A 14075-nucleotide genomic window follows, 5' to 3' on the forward strand; every position below is an offset into this window, starting at 1 on the left:
AACCTATTAAAAACGTAGTTTACCGTTAGACACGAGTTTCTTCAGTTTCTTCTGGCCAACCCAAACCTTGCGGTTATCCGCTAGGCTGATGAGGCTTAAATCAACTTGGTAATAACGCACTTGCTCGCTCCCCGCTGTATCAATAATGGTATTGATCTGACCTTTCAAAATAAAGTCCGCGCCTTGCTCTTGACCAGCGGCATTACGCGTTGATTCCGTTGAATTTAAGTCTTGATCAATACGTTCTTCACGGATCTCGTTACGTTCATCTCTTGATGCCACAAACTCGACACGACCGCTATTAATCAGTTCGCGTTCCATTTCGTTAACGAAGGTTTTGGTATTAATGTGCTCATGACTTAAGTTACGTACAGTACCGATAATAACGGCCGGTACTTTACCGGTTTTGGCGGTAAAATTGTTATACCAAGGACGTGCTAGCACATCACTGATCATTTCCTGCGCCACCATTTGTGAATCAGTGTCGTTCCACGCACCACTTAAATCGACCGTTTGGCCCGCGTCAATACGCTCCACAGAGGTACTACAACCGGTTAATAACGTCGACACTAAGATCGAACCCAATACTAATTTAAACAACTTATTCATTGAAAATTTCCTTTCTAAATTTAACTAAATACGCTTACTGCTGCGGCATTAATGCGGTAGCACGCTTGATTGCCGCGTCCAGATCAGACAGGTCTAATTCAGCAAAGGCATAAATATCGCCATTCTCTGGATTTTTCCAACGACCAATGATTTTTACGCCATTGAGTGCTAATTTCGTTTTCGCTTTAATTTCACGTTCCACATTGGCGCTGATCTCACCATTTGCCGCTGCGGTATAATCCGCCTGCATTGCATCAACTGATATTGCGAGGATACGCGCAATTTCGGCACGTGCACGATTATCGGCAACAGATTTTTGTAAGGATTGGTCAGCAATGCCATTTGACATGCCAACACCGTGTAATAAACGCCCAGAATCATCATCAACCGTTTGCGTACCGATATTAACCCAATTTGGTGCGCCACTAATACCGAGGTCACTTTCAATGTTAGTTTGACTGGAACACGCTGATAATAAAGCCATTAATCCGGCGGCCACGGTCATTTTTAACGCTGCTATTTTCATGATTAACTGATCCCTAAAAAGTGTTTAGATATTATAATTTAAAATAGTATAAAACCAAATCAACTCGCGCCATCCATTCGCCGTTATAAAAAAACCAGACTCGCTACCGATAATCTGGTTTATGGTGTTCACATTTACCCATTTAAGTCGCTATGACAACTAAAACATCAAAGAGTTATGACTTATATCGCATCCATTTGATCTAATGGCCAACGCGGACGTACAATGATTTCTAAGCTGTCATCACCACCATGACGTAGGCGTTGTAAACCGGCATACGCGATCATCGCGCCATTGTCAGTACAGAACTCAATACGCGGATAGAACACTTCGCCGTTTTGCTTATCCATCATCTCGGCTAATTTAATGCGTAAGTATTTATTGGCACTGACACCACCAGCAACCACCAGACGTTTAATGCCGGTTGCTTTAATTGCCCGTCTTAGCTTAATTGAAATGGTATCAACGACAGCATCTTGGAATGCAAATGCAATATCTGCACGCGTTTGCTCATCAACGCCATCGGCACCCGCTTCTTCTGCTAGTTTCTTTTCTTTGGCAATGGTATTCGCCGCGAATGTTTTTAGCCCTGAGAAACTAAAATCTAAACCGGGGCGGTCAGTCATTGGACGCGGGAACCGATACCGTCCTGCGACCCCTTTCTCAGCCAATGCCGATAAGCGAGGTCCACCTGGATAATCTAAACCCAGTAATTTAGCGGTCTTATCAAATGCTTCACCCGCTGCATCATCGACCGACTCGCCCAGCAATTCATACTGACCAATACCGCCAACCCGGACAATTTGCGTATGACCACCCGACACTAGCATCGCTAAAAAAGGGAAATCAGGGGTATGTTCTTCCAGCATTGGCGCTAACATATGACCTTCCATATGGTTAATACCTAATGCCGGAATATCCCACGCATAAGCGAGACTACGGCCAACCGTCGCACCCACCATGAGTGCACCAACCAATCCTGGTCCGGTGGTATAGGCAATGCCGTCGATATCATCTTTCGTACAGCCCGCTTCTACCAGTGCCGCTTTAATCAGTGGAATAATTTTACGCACATGGTCACGTGACGCTAATTCCGGTACCACACCGCCATAATCGGCATGCAGTTTTACTTGGCTATAAAGTTGATGAGCCATTAGCCCTTGTTCATCACAATAAATTGCAATGCCGGTCTCATCACATGATGTTTCTATTCCTATTACGCGCATTTTATTCATTCACCTTATGTATGACAGCCCAATAGTACCTGCGCTATACTTATTTCTCCAGCGCCAAATTATTACGCTTTACATTTAATCGTGTTCTAGAGTACAATTCGGCACCATTTTTGTAGAATTTCTATAAAAATATTTTAGGTTCCAGATAACTTGGAACCATCAAACTTAATAAGTTGGAAGCAAACATGCCAGTAATTAAAGTACGTGAAAACGAACCGTTTGACGTTGCACTACGTCGTTTCAAACGCTCTTGCGAAAAAGCAGGTATCTTGTCTGAAGTACGTCGTCGTGAGCATTACGAAAAACCTACTACAGTTCGTAAACGTGCTAAAGCAGCAGCAACTAAGCGTCTAGCTAAGAAACTGTCTCGTGAAAATGCACGTCGCGTACGTTTATACTAATCTCTATTAGTATAACTACTGTATGCATTTAGGCTTATCCCACAGAGCAAGTCTTTGACTTAACCTGCTTAAGATAACGCCTATTAACAAGCCGTGAACTCCTAGAGTCACGGCTTGTTTGCTTTTCAAGACTCATAAAATTTATTACCCTAGTTTGATAACGATGCCAGTACATAACTGATTTGCTCAAAATAAGTCATCTATTTACTGTAATTGTTACTGTAATTATAATTGTTACTGTAATTGCTATTCCCAATCATCTTCACACTCATTAGTTAGGTACATATGGCCGGTAGAATACCTCGCGACTTTATCGATGGCTTGATAGGTCGAGCTGATATCGTGGATATCGTCGAAAAACGCGTCAAGCTGAAAAAAGCAGGGAAAAACTACCAGGCTTGTTGCCCGTTCCATAATGAGAAAAGCCCTTCTTTTACGGTCAGTCAAGATAAACAATTCTACCACTGCTTTGGCTGTGGTGCGCACGGTAACGCCATCGGTTTCTTAATGGAATACGACAACCTTGAGTTTGTCGAAGCCATTGAAGATCTGGCCAGTTTTTACGGCATGGAAGTACCCAGAGAAGAAGGCGGTACACAGGGGCCAACTGCACCCGAGCGTAAAGATTATTACCAGCTATTAGAAAGTGTCACCCGCTTCTATCAGTACCAGCTAAAAGAACACCCAAATAAACGCGTCGTGAATGACTATTTAAAGCAGCGCGGATTGTCTGCCGAAGTCATTAAAAAATACGCCATTGGTTATGCTGCCCCCGGTTGGGATAACGTATTAAAACGTTTTGGCCGTGATAAACACACCGAAGATCAATTGCTCACCACTGGCGTATTAATTGAGAATGAAAGTAAATCACGTCGTTACGATCGTTTTCGTGAACGCGTGATGTTCCCGATCCGCGATAAACGTGGCCGCGTAATTGGTTATGGTGGTCGGGTATTGGGTGATGAAAAACCCAAATACCTGAACTCTCCCGAAACGCCGATCTTCCATAAAGGCAAAGAGCTTTATGGTTTATACGAAGTACGCCAAGCGTATAAAGAGATCCCACAAATTGTGGTGGTCGAAGGGTATATGGACGTGGTGGCCTTAGCGCAGTTTGGCATTGATTATGCTGTGGCGTCATTGGGTACTTCAACATCTGGCGATCAGATGCAAACCTTGTTCCGCAATACCAGTCAAGTGATCTGCTGTTACGACGGTGATAAAGCCGGTCGTGATGCCGCCTGGCGCGCACTCGAAAACGCCCTGCCGCAGTTACGTGATGGTAAAGAACTCAACTTTGTATTTTTACCTGACGGTGAAGACCCAGATTCATTAGTCCGCCACCAAGGTAAAGATGCACTTGAGCAACTGTTTAAAGAGGCCCAGACCTTACCGGACTTTTTATTTAGTCGCTTAAGCCAAAATATCGACACCCTGACCGACGCTGGACGCAGTAAATTGGCCAGCCAAGTCAAACCACTGATTGAAAAAATGCCGGACGGTTTTTATCGTGGTATCGTATTAAAGAAGCTGGCACGTTTTTTAGGCTGGGATGAAGCTAAGTTAAATAAACTGTTTACCAGCATTGCAACGGCGAAACCAACCAAAAAAGCGATCCAAATAACACCAATACGTCGTGCTATTGGATTATTATTGCAAAATCCGCACATAGGTTTTAACTTACCTATATTCGATGATTTGCCGCAATTAAAATTGCCCGGCATTAATATCTTATTAAAATTGTTAGCACAAACAAATAGTAGCGATCAAATAAGTACCGCACAATTATTAGAATATTGGCGCGATACACCAGAGCAGAAAGCACTGATAAAGCTGGCTGTTTGGGATCATGGCGCAGATGACGCCGTTGAAGCTGAGTTTTTCGATACTTTATTTGTTCTTTCAACCCAAGTCATCGAACAACGTTTCGGTGAACTACAATTAAAATCAGCCCAAGGTGGTTTAACTAAACCTGAGCTTTTGGAGTATAAAAATATTTTAGATGAATTAAAATCATCATAATGGCTTGAAATGTGATCCATTAAACCCCATTTACAGTACTAACAAAAAGAGCCGAACTAAATCGTCTCAGAACACTGAGTTGAAAGCTTTCGCCTAATATAACGTGATCACCGTTGTATTAACGCGCATTTTAACCATAAAAATTATACCAATAAGTAGAAAAAAGCACCGTTTAACACTATACTGCTTTGTTTGCGCAGTGCTTTTGCGTCTGTATCTTTGAACCACGTCACCGGAGTGGAAGTATTCTATGGAATCCCCTCAATCACAATTAAAACTTCTTGTCGCTAAAGGTAAAGAACAAGGTTACCTAACTTATGCAGAAGTAAATGATCATTTACCACAAGATATCGTGGATTCAGATCAGGTTGAAGATATTATTCAAATGATCAATGACATGGGTATTCAAGTGCTAGAAACAGCACCTGATGCAGATGACCTGTTGATGGCAGAAAATACATCAGCACCTGATGATGATGCCGCGGAAGCTGCCGCCGCCGCGCTTGCTTCTGTCGAATCTGAAATCGGCCGAACTACCGACCCAGTACGCATGTACATGCGTGAGATGGGTACCGTTGAGCTATTGACTCGTGAAGGCGAGATCGTAATTGCCAAACGTATTGAAGAAGGTATCTATGCGGTACAAACTGCCGTTGCAGAATACCCAGAAGCAATTAACTCGTTATTAGCTGAATATGACAAGTTCCTTGCTGAAGAATCACGCTTAAGTGACATCATCACGGGTTTCATCGATCCAAATGCAGACGATGTAGCACCAACAGCAACACATGTCGGTTCAGAAGTTACCAAGAAACAAAATGAATCTGATAATACTGATGATGACGAAGAAGAGGAAGAAGGCAACAAAGGCCCTGATCCTGAAGAAGCCGCTGAAAAATTTGCCGAATTACGCAAACATCACGCGGCATTACTCAAAGGCATTAAAGACCACGGCTTAGAACACCCGAAAACACGCCTGCACGTTGAAATGTTAAGTGAAGTATTCCGTACTTTCCGTCTGGTCCCAAAACAGTTTGATCGCATCGTTAAGAGCATGCGTGACATGATGGATCACGTACGTGTGCAAGAACGTCTTGTAATCAAGATGTGTGTTGAACAATGCAAAATGCCAAAAGCCGCTTTCGTCGAAGCATTTGCTGGCAACGAAACTGACTTTACTTGGTTCGAAAAAGCGCAACAATCAGCTGTACCTTATGCGCAAGCATTACAAAGTATCGACTTTGACGTACGCCGTTGTATCAACAAATTAAAGTTAGTCGAAAATACCACTGGTCTGACTATCTCACAGATCAAAAACATCAACCGTCGTATGAGTATTGGTGAAGCGAAAGCCCGCCGTGCGAAAAAAGAAATGGTTGAAGCGAATTTACGTCTGGTCATTTCGATTGCCAAAAAATACACCAACCGTGGTCTACAGTTCCTTGATTTAATCCAGGAAGGTAACATCGGTCTGATGAAAGCCGTCGATAAGTTTGAATACCGTCGTGGTTACAAATTTTCGACTTACGCTACATGGTGGATCCGTCAGGCCATCACCCGTTCTATTGCTGACCAAGCACGTACAATCCGTATTCCAGTGCATATGATTGAAACAATCAATAAACTGAATCGTATTTCGCGTCAAATGCTGCAAGAGATGGGCCGTGAAGCAACGCCAGAAGAATTGGCTGAGCGCATGATGATGCCAGAAGATCGTATTCGTAAAGTATTGAAGATTGCTAAAGAGCCAATCTCAATGGAAACGCCAATCGGTGATGATGAAGATTCTCACTTAGGCGATTTCATTGAAGATACCACGCTTTCTTTACCCGTTGACGCTGCTACCAAAGATAGCCTTAAAGGCGCGACAGACGACGTACTAGCTGGCCTAACCGCCCGTGAAGCGAAAGTGCTGCGTATGCGTTTTGGTATCGATATGAATACTGACCACACACTTGAAGAAGTGGGTAAACAGTTCGATGTAACGCGTGAGCGTATCCGTCAAATTGAAGCAAAGGCATTACGTAAATTACGTCATCCTAGCCGCAGCGAACAGCTACGTAGCTTCTTAGATGAATAATTGAGCAGTTAGCGGGTTACTTGTCTAAGTTATTGAATATGGCCTAGACACGCAGAAACTATGCTTATATACTTTCTGCATCTTAAAGCGTCGTAAGAACGTTTGAAAGATTAGGGCCCTTAGCTCAGTTGGTTAGAGCATCCGACTCATAATCGGCAGGTCCCGTGTTCAAGTCACGGAGGGCCCACCAAATTTTAGAACACTCGATAGCAATATCGGGTGTTTTTTTATGCCTGTAAGAAAGTTATGTCTGTCTATTTCCGGTCAGTAACCTACTCAATTAAAAATCCTAATCAAGTTTCCACTACCTTAATCTGATCACGACTTAACTCAACCAGCCAGAACCCGCTATTAATTAACAGACGGAATTCATGCTCACATCGTTCGTTCTGCCGTTACAGGGTTTTAGGGGGCAATCTAGTGACGGCGTCGGCGATAATCACATCTAATTATCAGCACTACATACCGTCGACACCATCAACGAATTGGGTGAAATGATTAGTTCTAGAGATCAGTGAGTGTAAGGTATGGTGAGATAATTTAGGGCCTGACTAATGTGACAGACCCAGCGACTTAGGATTTAGGTTTCTTCGGTGGTTGTTGAGGTACCATGAATGCACTTTCCACATCATATCGTGTTTCTGAATTACTTAACCATAATTACACAAATCCATTTCTGGACTACTTAAATTAAGCGTGACCAAAGTGGCCTTAAAACCCACAGCGAAAAAAACATGGCAGAAGGTGCATATTTCTTTTTGCTCCATAAAAACCACGATTGTTCTTTTAAAAAGTCTGCACCTAAAAATGAATCTGCGAGTTGTTCTGATTCTCTAACATTCGCTGCTTTTAGATCTTCTAATTGGCTACCAGCTAGAAACTTACGTTGCTCCCCGTTGACAACCCAATCTTGAGCAATACGCTCTGCTTCTGCCATTAATTGGGCATGTGGCACCACTCTTTGAATTAACCCAACACCTAACGCTTCTTTAGCATTCGGCTTCCAGCCTTCACTTCCTAACATACGCTGAGCATTATTTTCACCCATTAAGCGAGGAAAATGAAAGCTAGAGCATCCTTCTGGTGTGATGGCTAAGGCTGAAAAAGGTGTTGAGAAGGTCGCGTTTTCTGATGCTATTATACTATTAGCTAATGTGGCGGATGTAACGCTGGCTCCTAATGCCGGGCCATTTACCGCTATTAATAGAGGGCGGGTACAGTTTAAGAACATATCGAATAGCGTGTGATTGTTTTCAACGATTAATTTACGGAGCTTTTTAGGCGGCATTAATTTGAGTGAACCACCCAAATTTACTCCCGCGGAATAATATTTGCCAGTTCCAGTAAATACAACAGCTTTCACCGTATCGTTAGTATTCGCTTTTGAAAACACTTCACTTAATGCTTCCATCATATCCAGAGTCCAACCGTTTAACTTTTCGGGGCGATTCATAGTAATGATGAGCACACCGTCTTTGAGATTAGTTAATAAGTGGCTAGCAGCCATACTTGTTAGATTTAAGTCATTCAAGATTTACCTCCTATTAAAACAGTATCGTTCTAATAAGACTACCATATCCGTTATCCTCAAACTAGATTATGCGATGTAATTATGAAGGATTAATTAACATATTAATCAAAAGCTTGCGTAGGTCTCACTTACGTTTAGCATATTGTTGTTTATCGAAAAACCCACCCCATAATTACAGTTGAAAATCGTAACGAAAACCATTTCAAACATATATTCACTCTTTGATAATATTAATCTTGGAGTTAATCATGCTTAAAATCACAAACTGGAACGATCTTCCAACACTTACAATCCCCATTTCACGATGAACAAGAAGCTAAATCAACCTGGTCTGTATTGGATGAACAGAAGCACCAACGTATCAAGGGTAATGCCTATATATTTCTGGTGATGCAGAGGGTAAAACCATTAGTCACCCCAAGAAATCATTCGCCCGTATTAAGAAGGTGGCAGGTGGTTTAGATGGATTACGTATTCATGATTTACGCCATTCGTTTGCTTTCATCTTGATTAACTCAGGTAAGGGCATTATTAATCCTATTGCTGGCGTGGTTAAAGATCCGGTAGGGTTTCTGGTTGAATTAGTTAAGGGGTAAATTATATACAGCACAAAGGTAAGCATAGCTCTAGTATTCGGTGCTTTAGGTGGATACACGGTAAATAAGTGCGTTAGAAGTCACTGACTATGGGCGCTGCGTGATAGCTGCATTATAAATGCTAACTACCACGCTCTCATTAAAATTAAGAGCTCAAACGGTGCTCTTATTTACCTTGTTTTTGATTATTGGCAGCAGCGCGTTGAGCGCGAGCTGAAAATGAATCGCTCGATACTTTTCCGCCATTCTGTTTAGCTGTTTGACCTTGAATTCTAGCGGCGGCTTTTGGTGTCATAGGTGTTTTTTATTAGACAGGATTTTTTATCCTTTTAATTATATGAAATAAAGTGAGCAGTTAGCAAACCTATCTAATGAGTTAGATTCTCAGAGTTCTTAAAATCTCACCAACACCTAAATGGGATAGCATACTCTCAACATAAAAACGATGTACACCGCAACTAAATTTTTAATTGCGGTTCTGCCGCTGTTCTTATTAAGATAAACAGATTGCTACTTGTCTATAATACCAGCTACAAATTGCCACTCTATACGTTCTGAAGGGGTGTTATTACATATTTGTAACGTCAGCGCACGCCATCGGTGGAGCGATGATGACGTTTGATCAGAGCGTTCACCCGCGGTAATGCATAGATCAGAATTTCTTAGTGTAATACGGCCGTTAAGCCAGTTAAATAGTTGTAATGGCGCGGCTTGCAAAAAATTGGAATGCTCTCCGCAGTCTCTTGCCATTAGAGACGAACCAGGCAAAGCACGTGTATGAGGTGCGATCGCTGTAACGCATTTATCATATGCAGGTAAATATATTTGTCCGTTATTTAAAACCGACATAGCCTGATCTTTGTATAATCCAGACTTGCAATTATGAGCGATAAGCGGTAAATCCAGTCTTTCGTACGGACTAAAGCCAATTACATCAATGCAAAAACCATCGCTAGGACGGTCTAAATTAGACTTTAACTTTATATTACCAACGGTGCCAGAGGCTGTTTCTTTCGCGGTATCGTATTGTGCATAAGCGCTACTTGTCATAAGCACAGCAATTAAAGCTGTTATTACTGATTTTTTCATAATATCCCTATTCATATATCCAGATTTAGATTGTTGGTATTAATTTTTGCTTTATTTCCATGTTATAGATAAATGCTGTCGGTGAACAATTGGTAAGGTAATGACAATGCACTCACCCTATTTTGTCATTGCTTACCCGTGTCTTTGTAGCCAGAGGTCGCATTGGTATTTCAGCTGTTTTATTTTCATGTTCAGACTATATGGCTGAACTCGCTGCTAATACGACATTTATGATTATATCGTCATTAATCTATTTACGATTGATATTTGTTACGGTTTAGCATGTTACAACTATATAAAGCTAAATCATAAGCATACACAATAAATATTATTAATTATAAATATTAACCACAATGGAGAGTCTCATGGGAAAGCAGTTTTCAGCGTTAACAGAGCAACATATTGAGTTCATTGGCAAGCAACTTCAATTACAATGATGATCGTGATGATTTAGCCAAATGGTCCACACGTCAAGGCAAGGCCGGTATTGAAAAATATTGGATTAAAAAAAATCAACAAAGTATTGATGGTTTTGAAACTGAAATAGCGAAACGAACAGGCATTGATATTAATGCTTAAAGCGGCCAGCGTGACGTAATCTATCCAAATAATATTCAAGGAAAGAAGATGATGTCTACACGTATAACGCTTGAAATGTGGCGTGCATTTATATCGGTAGCAGAGAAAGGTAGTAGTGTCAAAGCTGCTCAAACGTTGAATAAAAGTCAATCGGCCATTTGTCATAGTATCAAAAAAATGGAGTCTATCTTAGGTAACGCTTTATTTACGATTGAAGGTCGACGTTCGGTATTAACGGAACTTGGTTGTAGCTTATTACCTAAAGCACAAAGACTGCAAAATAATGCCTTACAAATAGAAATGCTCGCGAGCAAATATCAGGGGCATCTTATCAATGAATTAAATATTGCGGTGGATGTGTTACTGCCACACTCTTTTATTTGTGAAGTTATCGACCGTTTTAATTTAGTCTTTCCCAATGTATCCCTGCGGATCTATGAAACGTCATTGTCCGGTGCTAGCGCGCTACTTTCAACCGGCTCCGTATCTTTAGCTATCGCGAGTAATTTACCCAAAAATATAATTTTAGAATCGTTAATGGAAATAGACATGCTATGCGTATGCTCATCAGAATCACCGTTAGCGACACAGACTGACGTCGAACAGGATGATTTAAAAGCGTACCGACACTTAATAATTCGTGATTCAGGTAATCAAGATTTTGACAGTGGTTGGCTAGGTTCGCATAACCGTTTAACCACCAGCAGTACCCTTATGGCCGAAAACTGTATCTTAAAAAACCTCGGTTTTGGTTGGTTACCCGAACATTTAGCCCGACCTCATCTAGACCAAGGTACCCTAGTGACGGTTGACCTCACGAAAGGCGCTAGCCGCATCGTCAGATTACAGATGGGCATCCATGCTGACTTGGCCCGCTCCGCTGAAGTAAATACCTTATTTGAACTCTTCAGTGCGCTTAAGGATGTCGATTTCAAATAATAATGGCACTCAGTGCCGATATCTCCGCGACAGTCGAGACTGCTATTCATGGATCCAAGAGGGCGGACTTTTTGATAAAAAAGCATTTAGCCCATCTTGTCCTTCTTTGGAAACACGTTTATAGGCAATTCGCTCTGCAGTGTCACGGAGCAATTCAGGCTCTATCGCTTTGCCAGATACGTCAAATATCAATTGTTTCGCCTCTTTAATCGCTTCTGGACCATTGTTAAGTAATTTTAATACCAAGCCATCGACAAAGGCGAGTGGATCGTCGGCAATGCTATGAATAAGCCCGATCGCTTTAGCCTCCGTAGCATCAAATGTTTCGGCCGTTATAAAATAGCGACGAGCCTGCCTCTGACCTATCGCATTAATCACATACGGGCTAATAACGGATGGGATCAATCCTAGCTTTACTTCACTTAAGCAAAACTTAGCATCCTCAGAGGCCACCGCAATATCACAACAACAAATTAGGCCTAAAGCGCCGCCAAATGAAGCACCTTGCAATACGATCAAAGTCGGCATAGGTGCAAAATTAAGACTATACATAAGCGCAGCGAGTGTTTCTGAATCGCGAATGTTTTCTTCAACAGTATTGTTTACCATCGACTTCATCCAGTTTAAATCCGCCCCCGCTGAAAAATGTTTGCCTTTACTGGATAAAATAATGGCCTTGGCATGTTCGTCACTGGCTCGACGAATACTTTGGAGTAACTGGTTGATGACAGTACTATCAAATGCATTGTGTACTTCTACCCTGTCTAAGATAATGTGCGCACACTGCTTTTCATCTAATTTATAAATAACACTCATTGAAAACACGTCCTTGTTAATGGTATTTAGTATTGAATTTTATACCGCGTTAAGATCCTGTAGCCTTTTAAATTTACTCAGCTGTGCAGTAGCAATTAATTTTTTTTCACCATCACTTCCGATTTTAAATGCTTTGCAGTCACTGAATAACATATTGCGGCCATTCCGAATTATCGATGCTTCAAACTCAACCCACGCGCCACGATTGGTCGCCGATAATACATTGCATGAAAAGCTGTTCGTAATGGCATATTCGCCATCTTGTAACACCGCGATAGTGGCAAACATACTGGTCACATCTAGCATCGAATAAATCACCCCACCGTGTAAGGTGTTGCTAAGATTATCCACATTATCAGTTACTTTTAGACGTGTTTTACAATACCCAGGTATTTGTTCGATAATTTCAATACCACAAAATTGTTGATATGCATGCTGTAACAACTCATCGGTGAGCTGCAAGGCATAGTCCGATAAGTGCCTGCCAGGTAAATCTGTTGCTAATTGAACCATATTAAAAATATCCTTTTAGTCATTCTGCAATACTGCTTTGCCAATGATGTTATTCATTACTTCTGTCGTTCCGCCACCGAGGGCCAGAATTTTGCTATCACGAAATGAACGTTCTGCCACGGAACCTATTTCACACCCTCTGGCACCCAAAATCTGTACCGCCTGAGTTGAAATATATGCTAACGAAGATACCGCCACATTTTTTGCGATGCAGGTTTCAGCATCACTTAACGTCTCTTGCCGTAGCGCTTGGATGCACTGTTTGGTATAAGATCGTGATACCGTATCTCGGGTTTTCATTTCTGCCAAACGGTGCAAAATGGACTGCTTTTTATATAATGGCTGGCCATGAATTTGACGGGACTTGCTGTATTTAACGCTGTGCTGAATAAGCTCTGCGGATTCCGCATTCGCCATTACGGCAAGGTTTATACGTTCGCGTTTCAACATCCCCCGCAGGGTGTCTAGGCTGGCATGTTTATCTGCGATTAATGTGGCCGGCACCTGGTTAAAGGTAACGGATGAGACATCAAGACAGTGCCAGCCTAAACAGGGTATTATCTGCCGTTCCACCTGGCCAATCACAGCCTCAACCAGAAACAGACCGAATGAATATTCATGGTCAGAGTGCGTTTTATATTTCGCTAACGTTATAAAGTAATCTGCCCGCATGCCTCCACAGATGTAGCGTTTATGACCTGAAATCAAGAATTGTTCCGTCTCTCCCTGTAATTGTGCCACTGTCTCGATGGCTCCCACGTCAGAACCAGCCTGAGGTTCGGTAATCGCCAGGGAAATAAATTTATCCCCCGCTAACACGTCTTTGATCACCTCATTAAACCGTCCCTTATTATGTTGATGTAATGCACTCAGGCTAACAAGATGCGACCCTAACCCCATTGCGAGCCCTTGACTGCCGTATTTGGTCACGGTTGCCACCAGTAGCGCAGCACGTTCGACATCGTTAAACATCGTGTCTAAATCATCGTGCCCTAAGTTTAAAATACGGTTCTGTGCGGCACGTTGATGTAGACTACGGGGATAAGATTTTTGCGCTTCCCATTGTCCAATGAATAACTCAATATGATCCCGAGCGAACATCGTCAAAGCATGCTCAAATAGCGATTTTTTCATCATTC

Annotated in this window: 15 protein-coding genes and 1 tRNA gene; 7 read left to right on the forward strand and 9 right to left on the reverse strand. The window is 42.0% G+C overall.

Annotated features, from left to right (window positions below; genetic code table 11):
• Positions 1-6 precede the first annotated feature (6 nt).
• From MORIYA_RS12290 to tsaD, 3 genes are all read right to left on the reverse strand, one after another.
• Positions 7-609 carry a penicillin-binding protein activator LpoB gene (locus MORIYA_RS12290; RefSeq protein ID WP_112715577.1) on the reverse strand — a complete coding sequence of 201 codons (603 nt, stop codon included), beginning with the start codon at positions 607-609 and terminating at the stop codon, positions 7-9.
• Between the two features lie 34 nt (positions 610-643).
• Complete coding sequence (locus tag MORIYA_RS12295) at positions 644-1135, reverse strand: LPP20 family lipoprotein (protein ID WP_112715579.1); 492 nt, start codon at positions 1133-1135, stop codon at positions 644-646.
• A 182-nt stretch (positions 1136-1317) separates the two neighbouring features.
• Positions 1318-2361, reverse strand: a complete 1044-nt coding sequence (gene tsaD, locus MORIYA_RS12300; RefSeq protein WP_112715581.1) for a tRNA (adenosine(37)-N6)-threonylcarbamoyltransferase complex transferase subunit TsaD — start codon at positions 2359-2361, stop codon at positions 1318-1320.
• A 194-nt stretch (positions 2362-2555) separates the two neighbouring features.
• On the opposite strand from tsaD, the gene rpsU reads away from it, so the two are divergent.
• The 4 genes from rpsU to MORIYA_RS12320 all read left to right on the forward strand — a co-directional run bounded on the left by rpsU (position 2556) and on the right by MORIYA_RS12320 (position 7063).
• A complete protein-coding gene (rpsU, locus tag MORIYA_RS12305; protein WP_112715583.1) occupies positions 2556-2771 on the forward strand; it encodes a 30S ribosomal protein S21 in 216 nt (71 codons plus the stop codon).
• Positions 2772-3056: 285 nt separating this feature from the next.
• Complete coding sequence (dnaG, locus tag MORIYA_RS12310) at positions 3057-4793, forward strand: DNA primase (protein ID WP_112715585.1); 1737 nt, start codon at positions 3057-3059, stop codon at positions 4791-4793.
• 250 nt (positions 4794-5043) lie between these two features.
• Positions 5044-6873 carry an RNA polymerase sigma factor RpoD gene (rpoD, locus tag MORIYA_RS12315; RefSeq protein WP_112715587.1) on the forward strand — a complete coding sequence of 610 codons (1830 nt, stop codon included), beginning with the start codon at positions 5044-5046 and terminating at the stop codon, positions 6871-6873.
• A 113-nt stretch (positions 6874-6986) separates the two neighbouring features.
• Positions 6987-7063, forward strand: a tRNA-Ile gene (locus MORIYA_RS12320).
• A 495-nt stretch (positions 7064-7558) separates the two neighbouring features.
• Here MORIYA_RS12320 and MORIYA_RS12325 read toward each other — a convergent pair.
• On the reverse strand, positions 7559-8404 hold the full coding sequence (locus tag MORIYA_RS12325) for an enoyl-CoA hydratase/isomerase family protein (protein WP_112715589.1): 846 nt from the start codon (positions 8402-8404) through the stop codon (positions 7559-7561).
• 446 nt (positions 8405-8850) lie between these two features.
• Between MORIYA_RS12325 and MORIYA_RS20850 the strand changes: the two genes are divergently transcribed.
• Positions 8851-9000, forward strand: a complete 150-nt coding sequence (locus MORIYA_RS20850) for a hypothetical protein (protein ID WP_162629273.1) — start codon at positions 8851-8853, stop codon at positions 8998-9000.
• 166 nt (positions 9001-9166) lie between these two features.
• Here MORIYA_RS20850 and MORIYA_RS21620 read toward each other — a convergent pair whose 3' ends face one another.
• Both MORIYA_RS21620 and MORIYA_RS12330 read right to left on the reverse strand, forming a co-directional pair.
• A complete protein-coding gene (locus MORIYA_RS21620) occupies positions 9167-9295 on the reverse strand; it encodes a hypothetical protein (protein ID WP_269461245.1) in 129 nt (42 codons plus the stop codon).
• A 215-nt stretch (positions 9296-9510) separates the two neighbouring features.
• The gene (locus tag MORIYA_RS12330) at positions 9511-10089 is read right to left on the reverse strand and encodes an RICIN domain-containing protein (protein ID WP_112715591.1); all 579 of its coding nucleotides are present in this window, start codon (positions 10087-10089) and stop codon (positions 9511-9513) included.
• Positions 10090-10491: 402 nt separating this feature from the next.
• Between MORIYA_RS12330 and MORIYA_RS12335 the strand changes: the two genes are divergently transcribed.
• Together MORIYA_RS12335 and MORIYA_RS12340 are read left to right on the forward strand one after the other, a co-directional pair.
• Positions 10492-10668, forward strand: a complete 177-nt coding sequence (locus tag MORIYA_RS12335) for a hypothetical protein (protein WP_197713383.1) — start codon at positions 10492-10494, stop codon at positions 10666-10668.
• A gap of 48 nt (positions 10669-10716) precedes the next feature.
• Positions 10717-11607, forward strand: a complete 891-nt coding sequence (locus MORIYA_RS12340) for a LysR family transcriptional regulator (RefSeq protein ID WP_232011622.1) — start codon at positions 10717-10719, stop codon at positions 11605-11607.
• Between the two features lie 42 nt (positions 11608-11649).
• Here MORIYA_RS12340 and MORIYA_RS12345 read toward each other — a convergent pair whose 3' ends face one another.
• The 3 genes from MORIYA_RS12345 to MORIYA_RS12355 are packed head-to-tail and all read right to left on the reverse strand — an operon-like array spanning position 11650 to position 14070.
• A complete protein-coding gene (locus MORIYA_RS12345) occupies positions 11650-12423 on the reverse strand; it encodes an enoyl-CoA hydratase-related protein (protein WP_112715593.1) in 774 nt (257 codons plus the stop codon).
• Positions 12424-12462: 39 nt separating this feature from the next.
• A complete protein-coding gene (locus MORIYA_RS12350; protein WP_112715595.1) occupies positions 12463-12936 on the reverse strand; it encodes a PaaI family thioesterase in 474 nt (157 codons plus the stop codon).
• A 15-nt stretch (positions 12937-12951) separates the two neighbouring features.
• Positions 12952-14070: an acyl-CoA dehydrogenase family protein gene (locus tag MORIYA_RS12355; RefSeq protein WP_232011623.1), complete on the reverse strand. Its 1119-nt coding sequence runs from the start codon at positions 14068-14070 to the stop codon at positions 12952-12954.
• Positions 14071-14075 lie beyond the last annotated feature (5 nt).

The organism is Moritella yayanosii (assembly GCF_900465055.1).
GTDB lineage: Bacteria > Pseudomonadota > Gammaproteobacteria > Enterobacterales > Moritellaceae > Moritella > Moritella yayanosii.

What these genes read in the sequence shown, in the direction of transcription:
- rpoD (WP_112715587.1), top strand. Translation starts at nt 5,044, where the DNA reads ATGGAATCCCCTCAATCACAATTAAAACTTCTTGTCGCTAAAGGTAAA.
- MORIYA_RS12345 (WP_112715593.1), bottom strand. Translation starts at nt 12,423, where the DNA reads ATGAGTGTTATTTATAAATTAGATGAAAAGCAGTGTGCGCACATTATC.
- MORIYA_RS21620 (WP_269461245.1), bottom strand. Translation starts at nt 9,295, where the DNA reads ATGACACCAAAAGCCGCCGCTAGAATTCAAGGTCAAACAGCTAAACAG.
- MORIYA_RS12330 (WP_112715591.1), bottom strand. Translation starts at nt 10,089, where the DNA reads ATGAAAAAATCAGTAATAACAGCTTTAATTGCTGTGCTTATGACAAGT.
- MORIYA_RS12290 (WP_112715577.1), bottom strand. Translation starts at nt 609, where the DNA reads ATGAATAAGTTGTTTAAATTAGTATTGGGTTCGATCTTAGTGTCGACG.
- dnaG (WP_112715585.1), top strand. Translation starts at nt 3,057, where the DNA reads ATGGCCGGTAGAATACCTCGCGACTTTATCGATGGCTTGATAGGTCGA.
- MORIYA_RS12355 (WP_232011623.1), bottom strand. Translation starts at nt 14,070, where the DNA reads ATGAAAAAATCGCTATTTGAGCATGCTTTGACGATGTTCGCTCGGGAT.
- MORIYA_RS12295 (WP_112715579.1), bottom strand. Translation starts at nt 1,135, where the DNA reads ATGAAAATAGCAGCGTTAAAAATGACCGTGGCCGCCGGATTAATGGCT.
- tsaD (WP_112715581.1), bottom strand. Translation starts at nt 2,361, where the DNA reads ATGCGCGTAATAGGAATAGAAACATCATGTGATGAGACCGGCATTGCA.
- rpsU (WP_112715583.1), top strand. Translation starts at nt 2,556, where the DNA reads ATGCCAGTAATTAAAGTACGTGAAAACGAACCGTTTGACGTTGCACTA.
- MORIYA_RS12350 (WP_112715595.1), bottom strand. Translation starts at nt 12,936, where the DNA reads ATGGTTCAATTAGCAACAGATTTACCTGGCAGGCACTTATCGGACTAT.
- MORIYA_RS12340 (WP_232011622.1), top strand. Translation starts at nt 10,717, where the DNA reads ATGATGTCTACACGTATAACGCTTGAAATGTGGCGTGCATTTATATCG.